This window comes from Mycobacterium kiyosense (assembly GCA_021654635.1).
In the GTDB taxonomy this organism is placed as follows: domain Bacteria; phylum Actinomycetota; class Actinomycetes; order Mycobacteriales; family Mycobacteriaceae; genus Mycobacterium; species Mycobacterium kiyosense.
In genome coordinates, this window is record AP025179.1 from 2,182,733 (window position 1) to 2,198,522 (window position 15,790).

13 protein-coding genes, 1 tRNA gene and 2 pseudogenes are annotated in these 15,790 nt (G+C 69.2%); 9 read left to right on the plus strand and 7 right to left on the minus strand.

Going from position 1 to position 15,790, the window contains the following annotated elements; genetic code table 11:
- Positions 1 to 91: 91 nt before the first annotated feature.
- Positions 92 to 388 carry a WXG100 family type VII secretion target gene (locus L6444_RS10295; protein ID WP_180913534.1) on the plus strand — a complete coding sequence of 99 codons (297 nt, stop codon included), beginning with the start codon at positions 92 to 94 and terminating at the stop codon, positions 386 to 388.
- 62 nt (positions 389 to 450) lie between these two features.
- Entirely contained in the window at positions 451 to 735 is a 285-nt protein-coding gene (locus L6444_RS10300) for a WXG100 family type VII secretion target (protein WP_083111340.1), read from the plus strand.
- Positions 736 to 876: 141 nt separating this feature from the next.
- On the opposite strand, the gene L6444_RS10305 is transcribed toward L6444_RS10300, so the two are convergent.
- Both L6444_RS10305 and L6444_RS10310 read right to left on the minus strand, forming a co-directional pair.
- On the minus strand, positions 877 to 2,868 hold the full coding sequence (locus L6444_RS10305; protein ID WP_236982223.1) for a TPM domain-containing protein: 1,992 nt from the start codon (positions 2,866 to 2,868) through the stop codon (positions 877 to 879).
- A gap of 129 nt (positions 2,869 to 2,997) precedes the next feature.
- A complete protein-coding gene (locus tag L6444_RS10310; protein ID WP_236982225.1) occupies positions 2,998 to 3,948 on the minus strand; it encodes an esterase family protein in 951 nt (316 codons plus the stop codon).
- A 259-nt stretch (positions 3,949 to 4,207) separates the two neighbouring features.
- Here L6444_RS10310 and L6444_RS10315 point away from each other — a divergent pair.
- Both L6444_RS10315 and dnaG read left to right on the plus strand, forming a co-directional pair.
- Positions 4,208 to 5,490: pseudogene (locus L6444_RS10315) on the plus strand (deoxyguanosinetriphosphate triphosphohydrolase).
- 4 nt (positions 5,491 to 5,494) lie between these two features.
- Complete coding sequence (dnaG, locus tag L6444_RS10320; protein ID WP_236982227.1) at positions 5,495 to 7,468, plus strand: DNA primase; 1,974 nt, start codon at positions 5,495 to 5,497, stop codon at positions 7,466 to 7,468.
- On the opposite strand, the gene L6444_RS10325 is transcribed toward dnaG, so the two are convergent.
- Positions 7,458 to 7,742, minus strand: coding sequence for a hypothetical protein (locus tag L6444_RS10325; protein ID WP_236983983.1), 285 nt, complete (start codon positions 7,740 to 7,742; stop codon positions 7,458 to 7,460). The two genes, dnaG and L6444_RS10325, sit on opposite strands and share 11 nt — an antisense overlap.
- 192 nt (positions 7,743 to 7,934) lie before the next feature.
- On the opposite strand from L6444_RS10325, the gene L6444_RS10330 reads away from it, so the two are divergent.
- Positions 7,935 to 8,007: transfer RNA gene (locus L6444_RS10330), tRNA-Asn, on the plus strand.
- Positions 8,008 to 8,025: 18 nt separating this feature from the next.
- On the opposite strand, the gene L6444_RS10335 is transcribed toward L6444_RS10330, so the two are convergent.
- From L6444_RS10335 to L6444_RS10350, 4 genes are read right to left on the minus strand one after another with little or no spacing between them, the layout of a single operon-like run.
- Positions 8,026 to 9,381: a hypothetical protein gene (locus L6444_RS10335; protein ID WP_236982229.1), complete on the minus strand. Its 1,356-nt coding sequence runs from the start codon at positions 9,379 to 9,381 to the stop codon at positions 8,026 to 8,028.
- On the minus strand, positions 9,378 to 9,938 hold the full coding sequence (locus tag L6444_RS10340) for a hypothetical protein (protein ID WP_236982231.1): 561 nt from the start codon (positions 9,936 to 9,938) through the stop codon (positions 9,378 to 9,380). Before L6444_RS10340 ends, L6444_RS10335 begins: the two co-directional genes overlap by 4 nt.
- A 1-nt stretch (position 9,939) precedes the next feature.
- Positions 9,940 to 11,211, minus strand: a complete 1,272-nt coding sequence (locus tag L6444_RS10345; protein ID WP_236983985.1) for a molybdopterin-dependent oxidoreductase — start codon at positions 11,209 to 11,211, stop codon at positions 9,940 to 9,942.
- Complete coding sequence (locus tag L6444_RS10350) at positions 11,208 to 11,897, minus strand: class I SAM-dependent methyltransferase (RefSeq protein WP_236982233.1); 690 nt, start codon at positions 11,895 to 11,897, stop codon at positions 11,208 to 11,210. The genes L6444_RS10345 and L6444_RS10350 overlap by 4 nt, the downstream gene beginning before the upstream one ends.
- 351 nt (positions 11,898 to 12,248) lie before the next feature.
- Here L6444_RS10350 and L6444_RS10355 point away from each other — a divergent pair, with 351 nt between their 5' ends.
- The 4 genes and pseudogenes from L6444_RS10355 (at position 12,249) to L6444_RS10370 (ending at position 15,780) form a co-directional block, all read left to right on the plus strand.
- A complete protein-coding gene (locus L6444_RS10355; RefSeq protein WP_236982235.1) occupies positions 12,249 to 13,301 on the plus strand; it encodes a YncE family protein in 1,053 nt (350 codons plus the stop codon).
- Positions 13,302 to 13,414: 113 nt separating this feature from the next.
- Positions 13,415 to 14,443: an NAD-dependent epimerase/dehydratase family protein gene (locus tag L6444_RS10360; RefSeq protein ID WP_236982237.1), complete on the plus strand. Its 1,029-nt coding sequence runs from the start codon at positions 13,415 to 13,417 to the stop codon at positions 14,441 to 14,443.
- 18 nt (positions 14,444 to 14,461) lie between these two features.
- On the plus strand, positions 14,462 to 15,115 hold the full coding sequence (locus L6444_RS10365) for a glycosyltransferase family 2 protein (RefSeq protein WP_236982239.1): 654 nt from the start codon (positions 14,462 to 14,464) through the stop codon (positions 15,113 to 15,115).
- Positions 15,112 to 15,780 (plus strand): annotated as a pseudogene (locus tag L6444_RS10370) (TIGR04282 family arsenosugar biosynthesis glycosyltransferase). Before L6444_RS10365 ends, L6444_RS10370 begins: the two are co-directional and overlap by 4 nt.
- Positions 15,781 to 15,790: the final 10 nt, after the last annotated feature.

A 15,790-nucleotide genomic window follows, 5' to 3' on the forward strand; every position in this document is an offset into this window, starting at 1 on the left:
TCGGAGCTCCCGAAGGCGGCGATCACATCAATCAAAACTGGTTGAGAAATCCAAGTAACACATCCACGTAAGCAAAAAGGAGACATGCAACATGGCAACTCGCTTTATGACCGACCCGCACTCGATGCGGGCGATGGCGGGTCGTTTCGAGACTCACGCTCAGACGGTGGAAGACGAGGCTCGCCGGATGATGGCGTCCTCGCAGAACATCTCCGGCGCGGGCTGGAGTGGTCTGGCCGAGGCCACCTCGATGGACACGATGACCCAGATGAACCAGGCCTTCCGCAACATCGTGAACATGCTGCACGGCGTTCGCGACGGTCTGATCCGTGACGCCAACAACTACGAGCAGCAAGAGCAGGCGTCGCAGCAGATTCTGAGCAGCTAGTCCGACTGCAGCGAAAATCGCTGCAGCCCAACAACTTCCACAGACAAAGGAGAACAGGTTCGATGACGATCAATTACCAGTTCGGCGACGTCGACGCTCACGGCGCGCTCATCCGCGCGCAGGCCGCCAACCTGGAGGCCGAGCACCAGGCCATCGTTCGCGATGTGCTGGCTGCCGGTGACTTCTGGGGCGGCGCCGGTTCGGTGGCTTGCCAGGAGTTCATCACCCAGTTGGGTCGCAACTTCCAGGTGATCTACGAGCAGGCCAACGCTCACGGCCAGAAGGTCCAGAGCGCCGGCAGCAACATGGCGCAGACCGACAGCGCCGTCGGGTCCAGCTGGGCCTGAGAGAAGTACGGTTCGGGGCGGCGCACCGCTGGCCGGTGCGTCCGCCGCGGCCGTCGACTGCGCACGTCTACCCGCGGCAAGCAGGTAGACGTGCGCAGTTCTTTTTGTCGCTACCGCGCAGCGTCTCGGCGGCGCCCGCGTTCAGAACCGACCGCCGCCGCCCATGAAACCGCCGCCGGATGAACCCCCAGACGAGCCGCCGAACGACGTCGGACTCCAGCCGCCGAACCCACCACGCATTCCGCCGCTGAGCAGATCGCCGATGATGATGCCGCCCAGCACGGCGCCGGTGTCGCTGTCCCCGCCGCGCACGTAGGCGCGTTGCGCCGACTGGACATCGGCGTTGGCCAGCGATTGCGCCTGAGCGGCCAGCGCCGAGGCGGCGTTGGCGTAGGTGATCGCGTCGGTCAGCTGCGATGCCTTGCGGGCGTGCGCGGCGTCGAGCTGGCGTTTTGCCTCGGCCAGCCGCGTCCGGGCTTCGGGGCCGATACTGCCGCGGCGGGTGTCGATGTACTCCGAGACGGCCCGCACCCGCGACTCCGCGGTGAACAGCGCCTGCTCGAGGGAGCGGTTGAGTCGTTCGGTGTTCGCCTGCTCCTGAGCCACTGTGGTCAGCATCTGGTTGAGTTCGGCGTCGGCCTTGGTCAGCTGAGCGAACGCGCTCAGTGGATCCCCGGAGCCAGCGGGACCCCCGGCGGTGTCCAGCGCGCGGGCCGCCGCGTCGCGGGCAGCGATCAGCTCGCTGAGGTGAGCGGCGCTGTTGCCCTTGGTGTGCTGCAGCCGCTCGTTGGCGCGTTTGATCGCCGCCTGAACCTCATTGAGCAGGGCCGGCAGATTGGCGACCGCATGCCGGATGTCACCGGCCGCGCTGTCCACCGCGTCCAGCAATGAACGGGCCTGTCCCAGTGCGGATTCGGCGGCGCGTACCGCGTCCACCAGCGGCGACTGCTGCCCGCTCACTGCGCGGTCGGCCAGATCGCGCGCGATGCCGATGTTGCGGTCGGCGAAGTCCAGCCGCTCCTTGGCGGTGGTGACGTTGCCCGACACCGAGGCCAGCGCCGCCCCGCCGAATTCCTTATGCAGCTCGACGAGGTGTTGTGCGGCCGGGTCGATACGGCTGGTGAGCTCCACGTATTGCTGGGTCAGCGCATCGAGCCGGGCAGGGGCGTTGATGACCAGGTCGCGTAGTTGCTCGAACGCCTCGGTCTGCGCCTCCAGTTCGCGGTCGGCGTTGGCCGCCGCGACGATCACCCGGGTGAGCAGCTCGCGCCGCTGCGCCGGCGTCTCCGGAATGCTGTCGTCGAGCTGTTGGCGCACCGTGAACGCTTGGGACAGAGCAGCTTTGGCGTTGTTCACGGCCTGGGTGAAGGGTGCGGTGCGTTGTTCGCCGAATTCTTCGATCGCCAGCGCCAGCTCGTTGGCGCTGGTGCGCACGGCGTTGTCGACTTCCACCACTTTGGCGCGGGACAGCTCGTCGAGGATGTCCACTGGCACCGCCGCCAGTGCGGTCGCGTCGGCGGGGTCGATCCTGCGGGCCGCGGCCAGGGCGTTGGCGTGCCGCCGGCGTGCGCGCCGGCGCATCAGCAGCACCAGCACCAGCACCAGCAGTGCGATGACCGCGAGCGCTCCCACCACCCAGACGGGATTGGTCGAGCGGGGCGTCACGTTGAGTCCGTTGGCCGCCGCGACGGCCGCGCCGCTCCAATCGTCGTTGCCCAGTGCGGGCTCGATCTGGTTGCGGCGCAAGTTGTCGACCTGGCTTGAGCTGACCCCCTGCACACCGTTGGGAACCAGGAATGCGTAGGCGCGGTCGGTGGTGGCCACCGCCAGCAGGGCGTCGTAGTTGTGCAGATCGCTGACCCGGTAGGTCTGCTGGGCCCAGTTCTCGGCGCTCTGGCCGGAGAAAGTGTCGACGTAGACCACCCAGAGCCGGATGCGCCGGTCGGCGTAGAGCTTGATGGTGGCCGAGGTCACCGCGGCCCGGCCGGATTCGGACAGTGCGCCAGCGTTGTCGGTGATGTAGCCCGGCAATCGGAACGGCGCCTGCGCGCCGGCGGCGGGTGCCAGCAGCAGCGGCCCCGCCGCCAGGCCGACAACGGTCAGGAACACGCCGAGCAGGCGGGTGATGCGCATCTCGCTATTAAACGTCGCCGACCGTCGCCGCGGCGAGCGTGGTCTCGGGCAACTGCGCGCCATTGGCGGGCTGGAGGCTGGGGTCCGCTCCGGCAGGCCATCCCAGCCCCTCCCGCGGCGCAACAGGGGTCAGGCCTGCCCGCCCCCGGCGCCCAGCGTCCGCTGCATGTCCGGCTTCATGGCCACCAACTGTGCATTCCAGTAGCCCCAACCGTGTACTCCACTGCCGTCGATGTTGAACGTCGCGTTGTGGCCGCCGGCGGCGTTGTAGGCGTTCTTGAAGTCGACGTTGCTCTGTAACACGACCTGCTCGATGACCGAGCCCGGCAAGCTGTTCTGGCCCAGCTCCGACGGGGTTCCGTTACCGCTGTAGACCCACAGGCGGGTGTTGTTACCCGCCAGCCGGCCGGCCTGGACGGTTGGGTCGTGGCGCTGCCAGCCGGGTCCACCCGAGGGGCCCCACATGTCTTCGGGATTGAAACCGCCTTCGTCGTTCATCGCGAACTTGATCAAGGTGGGGCCGTTGCCGCTGGACGGCGTGAGGTACGCGGACAGCGAACTGGCGTAGGCGAATTGGCCGGGATGGTAGGCCGCCAGGATCAACGCCGATGACCCGGACATCGACACTCCCACGACGGCGTTGCGCGTGGTGCGGACACCCTTGCCTTGCAGGTATGCCGGCAGCTCGCTGGTCAGGAAGGTCTCCCATTTGTAGGTGGCCCCGTTCGCCGATCCGTACCAGTCGGCGTAAAAGCTGGAGCGTCCCCCGACCGGCATGACCACCGAGATGCCGGACCCCTGGTACTCGTCGAAAGCGTTCGTTTCGATGTCCCAGCCGTTGCGATCGTCGCGGGCGCGCAACCCGTCGAGCAGGTAGACCGCGGGGGCGCCGCCCTGCTGGAACTCCACGGTGATGTTGCGGCCCATCGCTGCTGAGGGGACCTGCAGGAACTCCGGCGCTGCCGCTCGCGCGGCCGGCTCACTGCCCACCACTCCGAGGAGTGCCGGTAGTGCGGCGGCCGCGACCGCGGCGGTCACGAGTCGGCGCGTCCAGCGCCTGTTGTGCGCGTGCTTCTCCACTTTGAATCCACTCCTGAACTTGGCCTCAGGGATCTGCGCGGGCGGGCGGCCCTGCAATCGGTGGTCGTGCCACCGGAGCGGGAGATCGAGTGAGGCCAAAGCTTGGTGACTGTGCGCCAACGAGCTCGTCGACATCCGCCCGCTAATTCGTCAACCCTGGATCCGACCCAGTGAGCCTGTTGATACCCCGACAGCGCCGGCTCAACCGTCATTCGGTCGGCCGATCCGGTGACGGCAGCCGCTGGCAGACTGTGGGGCGGTGAATACAGATCAGCAAGACCCCTACGGCGACGCCGACCGGGAGCGGCGCGTCCCCGAAGGGCCGAAGACGGCCGGTCTGCCGGGCACCGAGGGCCAGCACCGGACCGACTTCGCCCGCGATCGGGCACGGGTGTTGCACAGCGCAGCGCTGCGCCGGCTGGCCGACAAGACTCAGGTGGTGGGCCCGCGTGAGGGCGATACGCCGCGCACCCGGCTGACGCATTCGTTGGAGGTTGCCCAGATCGGCCGCGGCATGGCGGTCGGCTTGGGCTGCGACCTGGACCTCGTCGAGTTGGCGGGTCTGGCGCACGACATCGGCCATCCGCCGTACGGCCACAACGGTGAGCGGGCGCTCGACGAGTTCGCGGCCGGCTACGGGGGGTTTCGAGGGCAATGCGCAGAACTTCCGCATTCTGACCAGCCTCGAGCCCAAAGTCCTTGACGCACAAGGGCGTAGCGCTGGGCTGAACCTGACCCGCGCCGCGCTGGATGCGGTGACCAAGTATCCGTGGCCGCGCGGTGCGGGCGGTGAACGCAAGTTCGGTTTCTACGCCGAGGACCAAGCCGCTGCCGCCTGGGCCCGCGCGGGCGCGCCACCGCGCCGCACCTGCCTGGAAGCGCAGGTGATGGATTGGGCCGACGACGTCGCCTACTCCGTGCACGACGTCGAGGACGGCGTGGTCTCCGAACGCATTGATCTGCGGGTGCTGGCCGACGAGGACGAGGCCGCCGCGCTGGCCAAGTTGGGGGGAGAGCGAATTCCAGCGGGTCAGCGCCGACGACTTGGCGGAGGCCGCACGGCGATTGTCGGGCCTGCCGGTGGTTGCCGCGGTCGGAAAGTTCGACGCCACCCTGACGGCGTCGGTCGCGCTGAAGCGGCTGACCAGCGAGTTGGTGGGCCGCTTCGCCACCGCCGCGATCGCCACCACCCGCGCCGCGGCCGGGCCCGGCCCGTTGGTGCGCTACCAGGCCGATCTGCACGTGCCGGACCTGGTCCGGGCCGAGGTGGCGCTACTGAAAATGCTGGCGCTGCAGTTCATCATGTCCGACCCGAGGCACCTGCAGACCCAGGCCGGTCAACGCGAACGGATTCATCGGGTGGCGCACTGGCTGCTCGCTGGCGCGCCTCAAACGCTCGATCCGCTGTTCGCCGCGGCCTTCAACACCGCGGCCGACGACGGTGCCCGGTTGCGCGTCGTCGTCGACCAGATCGCCTCCTACACCGAGGGCCGGTTGGAGCGCATCGCCTCTGATCACCGTCAGGCCAACGGCTTAGACTGAGCCCGTGTCGAGTCCGGCGGGTTCCAGGGACGGGGGCCGTTCCGGCGGACGGTCCAGGATTTCCGATCGCGACATCGCCGCCATCCGGGAAGCGGCACGGATCGAGGATGTCGTCGGCGACTACGTTCAGCTCAAGCGCGCCGGCGCCGATTCGATGAAGGGGCTGTGCCCCTTTCACAACGAGAAATCGCCGTCGTTTCACGTGCGTCCGAACCACGGCCACTTCCACTGCTTCGGCTGTGGCGAGGGTGGCGACGTGTACGCGTTCATCCAGAAGATCGAGCACGTCAGCTTCGTGGAGGCGGTGGAGATGCTGGCCGACCGCGTCGGCCACACCCTTACCTATACCGGCGCCGCGGCCACCAACGTGCAACGCGACCGCGGTAGCCGCAGCAGGCTGGCCGCCGCCAACGCCGCGGCGGCCGAGTTCTACGCTCAGGCGCTGCAATCCGACGAGGCAGCCCCGGCCCGGCAGTACCTGACCGAGCGCAGCTTCGATGCCGAGGCCGCCCGCCGGTTCGGCTGCGGATTCGCGCCGTCGGGTTGGGACACGTTGACAAAGCACTTGCAGCGCAAGGGCTTTGAGTTCAAAGAGCTGGAAGCGGCAGGTCTTTCCAGGCAAGGTCGTCGCGGGCCGATGGATCGGTTCAACCGGCGGCTGTTGTGGCCGATCCGCAGCTCTGCGGGCGAGGTGATCGGGTTCGGCGCCCGGCGACTGTTCGACGACGACACGATGGAAGCCAAGTACGTCAACACCCCCGAAACGGTGTTGTACAAGAAGTCGTCGGTGCTGTTCGGCATCGACCTCGCCAAACGCGACATCGCCCGGGGACACCAAGCGGTGGTGGTCGAGGGCTACACCGACGTGATGGCCATGCACCTGGCCGGGGTCACTACCGCGGTCGCCTCCTGCGGCACCGCCTTCGGCGACGAGCACCTTGCCATGCTGCGCAGGCTGATGATGGACGACAGCTTCTTTCGCGGAGAGCTGATCTACGTCTTCGACGGCGACGAGGCCGGCAAGGCGGCCGCGCTCAAGGCGTTCGCCGGCGAGCAGCAACTGGCCGGCCAGTCGTTTGTGGCGGTAGCCCCCGACGGCATGGACCCGTGCGATTTACGGCTCAAAGCCGGTGACGGTGCGCTGCGCGACCTGGTGGCCCGGCGAACCCCGTTGTTCGAGTTCGCGATTCGCACCGCGCTGGGTGAGATGGACCTGGACAGCGCCGAGGGCCGGGTGGCCGCGCTGCGCCGCTGTGTACCGATGGTGAGCCAGATCAAGGACCCCACGCTGCGCGACGAGTACGCTCGCCAGCTCGCCGGCTGGGTCGGTTGGGACGACGTCGCGCAGGTGATCGACCGGGTCCGGGCCACGGCCAAGACTGCCAAGGGTCCGGGTCAGGGCGGTTCGGGGAGCAAACCGTCGCGCCGAGCGGTGCCGGACCCGGCCCCGGTGTCCGCTACCGGTGTCGCCGCGGCGGCTGCCCGACCTGATCCGCGCGACCCGACGCTGTGGCCGCAGCGTGAGGCGCTCAAGTCCGCGCTGCAATTTCCGGCGCTGGCCGGCCCGGTGTTCGACACCTTGACCGTGGAGAGTTTCACGCATCCCGGCTACGCAGCGGTGCGCGCGGCCATCGATGCGGCCGGTGGGACGTCGAGCGGCGTCAGTGGGGCGCAATGGCTGGACATGGTGCGTCAGCACACCAACTCGGGCTTGACCGCCGGTCTGGTCACCGAGCTGGGTGTCGAGGTGATCCGCGCCGAGGATGAGCAGTTGCCCCGGTATATCGGCGGCGTGCTGGCCCGGCTGCAGGAGGTCTGGATGGGCCGGCAGATCGCCGAGGTGAAGTCGAAGCTGCAGCGCATGTCGCCGATCGAACAAGGCGAGGAATACCACGCACTGTTCGGCGACCTGGTCGCGATGGAGGCGTATCGCCGCAGCCTGCTGGAGCAGGCCAGCGGCGACGATCTCACCGCGTGACTTGGGGTTGCACCTCCGGTTCGAGATCGTCCACCTGCGGCTCGGCCGCTCGTTCGACGACGGAAGTCTGTGCATCGATCTGGGTCAGCGTCACGAACCCGGTGTCGGGGGAGATCCGGTTGGCGATCTTGCGTCGGCCCCCTTCGATCAGCGATCTGGTCACCGGGCTGCCGGTGACGGCGCGATAAGTGCCGGCGATCTGCTCGTAGCGGCGACGTCCGGCCTTCGTGCCCAGCACGTAGCCCACCCCCAACACGGCGACATACCCGATCAAAGCGATCCCTCCGAGAAGACGTGCGAATAGGTCCATCCTGCCTCATCGGGCCGATGTTCGGCGCGCCCGAACCGTGGGCGGGCCGCAATGCCCGGTAAACCTCGCGATCTGTCGGGGCCGCCGGTTGGGGAGTGGGCGCCAGTACGCTAGAGTCGTCCCGCGATCAGCACCCAGCATTCGTTGGACTGATAGTCCCCTGTAGCTCAACTGGCAGAGCATTCGGCTGTTAACCGAAGGGTTGAAGGTTCGAGTCCTTCCGGGGGAGCAGTTCCCGCGCCAGCGGTCACCAGTTCGTCAGGATCAAGTGGTTGATCGCGAGCGCGCCGACCACATTGACCGCCAGCCACCAGCGCTGCGACGAGCGAGGTAGCAGCGCTCCGGCCGCGGTCAACCACACCGTGAACGGCAGCCAGATGCGCTCCGTCTCGGCTTTGCTGAGCATGGTCAGGTCGGCGCACAGGATCGCCACCAGCACGGCGAGCAGCAGCAGGTGCAGGCCGGAGCGACGGCGGATTGCGGCGACGTCGAAAACCCGGCTCAAGCCCGCGACACTACCCAATCCGATCGCACAGACGACCGAGGCGAAATTGGCCCAGCCCCAGTACTGGAACGGCCGGATCGCTGCAATGCCCTGCCAATAGCGTTGCTGCACAAGGGTGTAACCGTCAAACCAGCAAAATCCCGCCCAACCGAACGTCGCCGCCACGGCCGCCGCAGCGGGCAGCGCGACCGCCATCGTGGTCAGCGTCGCTCGGGGCTTTCGGACGGCTAGCAGGACAGCGAGCGCGGGCAGACCCATCAAGACGAGCCCGTAGTTCAAGAAAACCGCCCAGCCGAGCAGCAGGCCGGCGCCGGCCGCAACCAGGATCGGCCGGTGCGCAACCCGGTTTGCTGCCAGCGCCAGCAGCGCGATACCCCACGCGGCGGCGCCGGCGAAGTAGCCGTCCGCGGAGACGGCGATCCAGATCGCGGTCGGTGCGACCGCGACGAACGGCGCGGCCAGCCGGGCGGTGGTTTCGTCGGCCACCGCCCGCACCGCGACGATCACCGCGGTGGCCGCGCTCGAGCCCACCAGCAGGCAGAACGCGCCTGCCCACGCGCCGCCCCCCAGTCCGAGCCGGTCCAGCCACACGAACGTCAACAGGGCACCGGGCGGATGCCCGGACACATGGGTGATCCACGAGTCGTGCTGGAAGTCGAGGATGCGGCCCGCGAAGCTGCGCAGCATCTCGGGGATGTCGGTGATCGTCGGCACCTGCCGCAGGTACTCGTGGCGGGCCACGAGCCGGCCGGCGAACCCCAGTTGCCAGCCGTCGACCATCGCCAGCGCAAACGCCCACCCGGCCGACGTCGCCCACGTCACCAACGTCAGGACCCGCCAGGACAGTTGCCGGGAGAGACCCGGTCCCCAGACCACCGCGCAGATTCCGATGACGACGGCGGCGATGCTGCCCCACCCGACGTGTGCGTCCCACCAGCCGAAAATCGGTGCGGTGTCGGCCAAGTCGTGGATGGCCTGCGGCGTGCTGCGGATGAGCGGCGTCACCACGCCCAGATGCAGGTGCGGCACCACGAACGCCGCCACCACCAGCGCGGCGCCGACGGACACCGCGACCGCGTCGCGGCATCCGATCTTCACCGCGGCCCGTCCGGGAGCTGCGGTTGCCCCCGCCCGCCGGTGCCGGGCGAGCGTTCGCAGTGCCGGGCCGCAGCAAGGCGGGCGGCGTAGGCAACCGCGCTGAGGCCGTACAGCGCCGCGACCAGCAGCAGCCAGCGAGCCAGGAACGGTTCCTGCGTCTGCCCGGTAGCCGCCATGTAGCTGGCGTGCCCCTGCCGGAAAATCCCGGGAAAGAACAGCAGTAGCGACAAACCCGTCGCCAGCGTCGGAACCCGCAGATAATTCAGCGGGGACACCCCCGGCATCCCCGTAGTGCGGCGCCCACGCAGGGCGCTCAGGGCCCGCACCAGGGAGCGGTCGGCCAGGGCATACAGCGGGAACAGCACCAGGTCGTGCGCGATCACCGCGGCCAGGAACCAAACCCCGATCGACTGCCACCAGACCCTGGGATTCCACAGCGCCTCCGGGCCCAGCACGGTGACGGCATAGCCGGCCAGCGCCGAGGCGGCGACGGTGCCCAGCAGGTGCAACGGATCAGCGCCGTAGCACGCGGTGAAACGGCGGGCCAACGCGCCCATCTCAGGGTGTTCCGAACTCGATGGAGCGCACCCATTTGGTGTTGTGCACCCCCGGCAACGCGGGGACGATGATGCGCGCGGGGTAGCCGTGATCCAGCGACAGGTCGGCACCGTTGACCCGCAGTGCCAGCAGCGAGTCGGGATCGCCCACCTGGTTGGCCGCCAGCACGGCGCGGTTGAAAGCGCCGGCCCGTTCCAGCGAGCGCACGGTGGCCCGGGCGGATCCGGGCATGCCGGCCAGCGCCGCCAGATCCGCGAGCCGTACCCCGCTCCAGGTCTGGGTGGTCGACCACCCTTCGACGCACGCGATGGGCAGTTCGGCGGTGTGTTGCGGCATCGACTCGAGCGCGGCTCGCTCCAGCTGTGTCCGCCCGGACGGTCCGATCAGCGTCAGCCGCCAGGCCGGACCCGCGTCACCCAGTGTGACCGCGGCAGCCGCGGCGGTCCGGTTGACCTGGAAGTCGTTGGGGCCGTCGCCCCGGCTGCGGCCCCGCGGCATCAGTAGGGCCGCTCGGCGGGTGGCGCCCCCCACTGTCTGGCCGGCGGTCAGCACCCCGACGAACAGCGCTCCTCCCGCGACCATTCCGAGCGCACCGCGGCGACTCACCGTGGGCGGTGCGGGGTTGGCGGCGACTAGCCCGTCGGGGTCTGAAGGCTCGGGCCGGGTGTCGGCACGCGAGGTGCGCAGCACGGCGCTGAATGATCGAGAACGCAAGCTGCTCAACATCTTTGGAAACTTCAGCAGCACGTGCAGGGCGAAGCCCGCGATGAAGATCCACGCCCCGAAGTAGTGCGCGGTGTAGAAGTCGAAGCCGAAAATGTAGTCGTACTGGATGTTGAGCACGCCGGTGGCGATCTCGAACAGGATCCCGCCCACCAGCATCACCAGCGACAGCCGCTCCAGCAGTTGCGCGGGTGAGCGCGCCGGCGGCCAGACGAACAGCCGCGGAATCACCGACCAGAGTTTGGCCAACACCACCGGAATCAGTACGAGCCCCAGCCCGACGTGCATGCCCTGGGTGAGCCGGTACAGCCACGAGGGTCGGGTCGGCCAGTCGAAGGTGGGCAGCTTGAGCCAGCCCACCTCGGCCGGGATGGCCTGACCGAGGCTCGGCCCGTACGCGAGGTAGGACAACAGCCCGGTCAGGATCACCACTGGCAGCGCGACCAGCAGCGCCAAGCCCAGTACCGACGTCAGCCAAGGCCCGCGCAACGGGCTTCGCCATCGCGGCGCTCCCCTCGGGCGTTCGGTGTCGCGCCGCGGGACGTTCAGGCGAGTGCGCCGTCTCGGATGCCGCGAGGCCGCCCGGTGTCGGCCTTCAGCACGGCGATCACCCGGTTGTGAATGTCGACGGCCTGGGTAACCAGCAGTCCGGCCGCCAGCGCCACACCAGCCAGCGCGCCGAGGCCCACCCGCGACCACGGAAACCAGTGCCCGAAGTGGTGATCGGTCTCCCACCGGATCATCTCGTGACACAATGACGTTGCGGGACAATCGATCTCGGCGATCACCGTCCCGCCGGGCGCGAGCAGTTCCGCGGCCCGCCGCAACGTGTGGACCGGGTCGCCGCCGATGCCGATGTTGCCGTCGGTGAGCAGCACCTGATCCCAGCTGCCCTCCGCGGGTAACGGCGCGAACAGGTCGCGGCGGATGGCTGCCGCGCCCCGGCGGCGAGTCATCTCCACCGCTGCCGAAGAGCTGTCGATGCCCAGTGCGGGCAGTCCGCGTTGCTGCAGCGCCGCGGCGAAGCGTCCCGGACCGCACCCCACATCCAGGGTGGGCCGGGATGAGCAGAGCGCCAGGACGTGCTCGTCGGCGGACCGATCCTGCGGCGTGCTCTGCGGACCGCCCATCCATCGGGCGATCGGTAGATCACGACGGTCACCGTGGTGGTTGCGCGACCAACAGGACTTGCCCGCGGCAGCCGAGCGATAGATCAGATCCGCCGACCTCGACATCGCCGAATCGCAGCTGTCGCGCACCGTGGAAGCGCGCCAGGGGGGGACTGCTTGATCGACTGCAGGACCTGAGCGCAGATCGTCATCGGCTACGGAAGAGACTCTGCTCGGAACGATGTTCAACCCCTTCCTCACCGGCCCCGGGACACCCGCGGTGCCCTACCCGCTATTCGGTGCGGGTAGCGCGTTGGATTGCCCTCACGCTGATTTCAAAACTTCCGGTTTCCTCGGCGCGGTCGGCGTAGTCGTATACGCGCTGCTAGATGCAAGATTTGGTAGTTTGCGTCCGGCGCGGGTACCCGGTGTGCCGTGATGCGTCCATGGACTACCTCAGAGACACCGGCGGCGCCGATGACGCGGCTCGGGGCGGTCGTGCTGGTGACGCTGGCCCTGGTTGCCGGGTGCGCGGGCCGCCCCGGGGCGCATGGCCCGACGCCGACCGGCCCGACGCTCACCGGAAAGCCCGCGGCCGAGCCCGCGATCGCCGGGGTTCCGGTGGTGCCACCGGTGGGCACGGTGGTCCCGGTCGGCGATGTCCCCGAAGGCGTCGTCATCGGAGCCTCGGGAATCGGCGCCGTGGCGGTGCGCAACCCGGATGGGGTCGAGCTGTTCGACGCCGCGACGGGCGTGCGGCGTCAAATGGTCCCGACCCGGGGGGCGGCCCGGCACCTGAGCCTGGCCGGACCGGATGGGCCCGTGCTGGTCCCGCTGGAGGCGGCCAACGAATTATGGGAGGTGGGCCTTGCCGACGGCCGGGTGCTCTCCGTCGTGACGGGAGTCGGCCGGCAACCGCATGACGCGGCGCGCACGGCCGGCGGCACGATCGTCGTCACCAACGAACACGGCGGCGGGGTGGTACTGGTGCGGGGCGGCGCGGTGGCCGCCTCGCTACCGGCCGGACCGGTACAACCGGGCGGTGTCGCGGCGATCGGCGACTACGCCGCGGTGGCCGATGTGCAGGGCAACGGGGTCTGGGTGTACGACGGGTCGGCCGGCCGGCAGGTGGCGCAGGGACCCGTCGGGGTCAAGCTCACTCACGCGGTTGCGCTGGCCGGTGACCTGGCGGCCTTCGCCGACACCGATGGCGGCGCGGTGCTGATCGAGCGGGTCGATCCGCAGCTTTCCCAGGTCGCCAGGGTCGACGCGCCGGGCAAGCCCTACGGTCTGGCGTACGACGGGGGGCGTGGTCGCCTGTATGTCACGTTGACCGCGACCAACCTGGTTCGGGTGATCGACCTGTCGGACCCCGGCAAGCCCCGCGTACAAGGCGACCTGGCCACCGTGCAACAGCCGAATTCGGTTGCGGTGGAACCGCATTCGGGCAACGTGGTGGTCACCGGCAGTCGTCCCGACGGGGGCGGTACGTTACAGCTCATCGGCGCCGAGCTGTTGCCCACAGGTTGAGGCGACGATATCGAATCTCGGCATGCGGCAACCGCTTTCGTGGTGGCATTACGGTGTTAAGGGCAAGTCGAAAGGAACATGAAGTTGTGCACAGAGCCGCCGGGTGATTTGTCGTGAGGGTGCTGCTGACCGGAGCGGCCGGATTCATCGGTTCGCGGGTCTGGGCCGCGCTGCGCGGCGCCGGACACGAGGTGGTGGGCGTCGACCTGCTGTTGCCGGCGGCCCACGGACCCGACGCGCAACTGCCGCCCGGATGCCATCGCGTGGACGTCCGGGACGGCGCGGCCCTGGCCCCGCTGCTGGCCGGGGTCGACCTGGTGTGCCATCAGGCTGCGATGGTGGGCGCCGGGGTAAACGCCGCCGACGCGCCGGCCTACGGCGGGCACAACGATCTGGCCACCACCGTGCTGCTCGCGCAGATGTTCGAGGCCGGAGTGCACCGTTTGGTGCTGGCGTCGTCGATGGTCGTGTACGGACAGGGCAGCTACACCTGCCCGGTACACGGATCGGTCGATCCGCTGCCACGGCGGCGCGCCGACCTGGACGCCGGGGCCTTCGAGCATCGTTGCCCGGTCGGCGGCGAGGAGTTGCAGTGGCGTCTCGTCGACGAGGACACGCCGCTGCGCCCGCGCAGCCTCTACGCGGCCAGCAAGACCGCGCAGGAGCATTACGCGCTGGCCTGGTCGGAGGCCACCGGTGGTTCGGTGGTCGCACTGCGCTATCACAATGTGTACGGCCCCGGCATGCCGCGGGACACGCCCTATTCCGGGGTCGCCGCGATCTTTCGTTCTTCGCTCGAAAAAGGTTTGCCGCCAAAGGTTTTCGAGGACGGTGGGCAGATGCGCGACTTCGTGCACGTGGACGACGTGGCGGCGGCGAACGTCGCGGCCACCGTGGAACGCGACGGCTTCACCGCCGTCAACGTCTGCTCAGGACGGCCCATCTCGATCCTCGAGGTGGCCACCGCGCTGTGCGACGCGCGCGAGGCGACACTGACTCCAGAAGTGACCGGGCAGTACCGCAGTGGCGACGTGCGGCACATCGTCGCCGACCCGGCCCGCGCCGCCGAGGTGCTGGGTTTCCGGGCGGTCGTCGACCCGCGCGTGGGCCTGCGCGAATTCGCTTTCGCGCCGCTGCGATAGCTGCGATAGGAAGGACAGATGGCCGACGACGTGACCGTAGTGCTGCCCTGCCGCAACGAGCAGGAGTCGCTGCCGGCGGTGCTGGCGGCCATCCCCGCCGGCTACCGCGCGCTTGTGGTGGACAACGGCAGCACCGACGACACCGCCGGGGTCGCCGCCCGGCACGGCGCGGCCGTCGTGCACGAGCCGCGGCCCGGCTACGGCTCGGCGGTGCACGCCGGTGTGGTCGCCGCGAGCACCCCGATCGTGGCCGTCATCGACGCCGACGGTTCGATGGATGCCGGTGACCTGCCCCGCTTGGTCGACGCGCTGAGCGGGGGAGCCGACCTGGCGATCGGCCGGCGGCGCCCGGTGCCGGGGCTGCACTGGCCGTGGGTGGCCCGGGTGGGCACCGTGGTGATGAGCTGGCGGTTGCGCACTCGGCACGGCTTGCCGGTCCACGACATCGCCCCGATGCGGGTGGCCCGGCGCCAAGCGCTGCTGGATCTCGGTGTCGTCGACCGGCGGTCGGGTTACCCGCTGGAACTGCTGGTGCGAGCGGCCGCCGCCGGCTGGCGGGTGGTCGAGTTCGACGTCAGCTACGGTCCCCGGACCGGCGGCAAATCGAAGGTCAGCGGCTCGCTGCGCGGCAGCATCACCGCGGTGCTGGATTTCTGGAAGGTCATCTCGTGACCGAGTTGCCGGTGACGTTGCTGGTGGTCGCCAAGGCCCCCGAGCCCGGTCGCGCCAAGACCCGGCTGGCCGCGACGGTCGGCGAACAGGTCGCCGCGCAGATCGCGGCCGCGGCGCTGTTGGACACTCTCGATGCGGTGGCCGGCGCGCCGGTGTCGTCGCGGGTGGTGGCGCTCACCGGCGATCTGGACGGCGCGGCCGAGGGCGCCGCGCTGCGCCGCCGGCTGGCGTCGTTCCGGGTGATTGCGCAGCGCGGTGACGACTTCGCCGACCGGCTGGCCAACGCGCACGCGGACGCGGGATCGGGCGGCCAAGCCGTGTTGCAGATCGGGATGGACACCCCCCCCAGGTGACCGCCGAGCTGCTGGCCGACTGTGCGCGTCGGCTGCTCGACACGCAGGCGCTGCTGGGCCGGGCCCGCGACGGGGGGTTGGTGGGTGCTGGGACTGCAGACCCCGACGGTGGCCGAATGCCTGCGCGGCGTGCCCATGTCCCGGCCCGATACCGCAGAGCTGACTTTGAAAGCATTGCACGACAAGGGAATCCAGGTTGCGGCGGCAGACGTGCTGAGCGACTTCGACGTCATCGACGATGTCGCGGTCGTGCGTGAAACCTGCGATCCCGACGGTCATTTCGCTCGAGTCACCCGCGCGGCGGGGCTCTGACACGGCACGT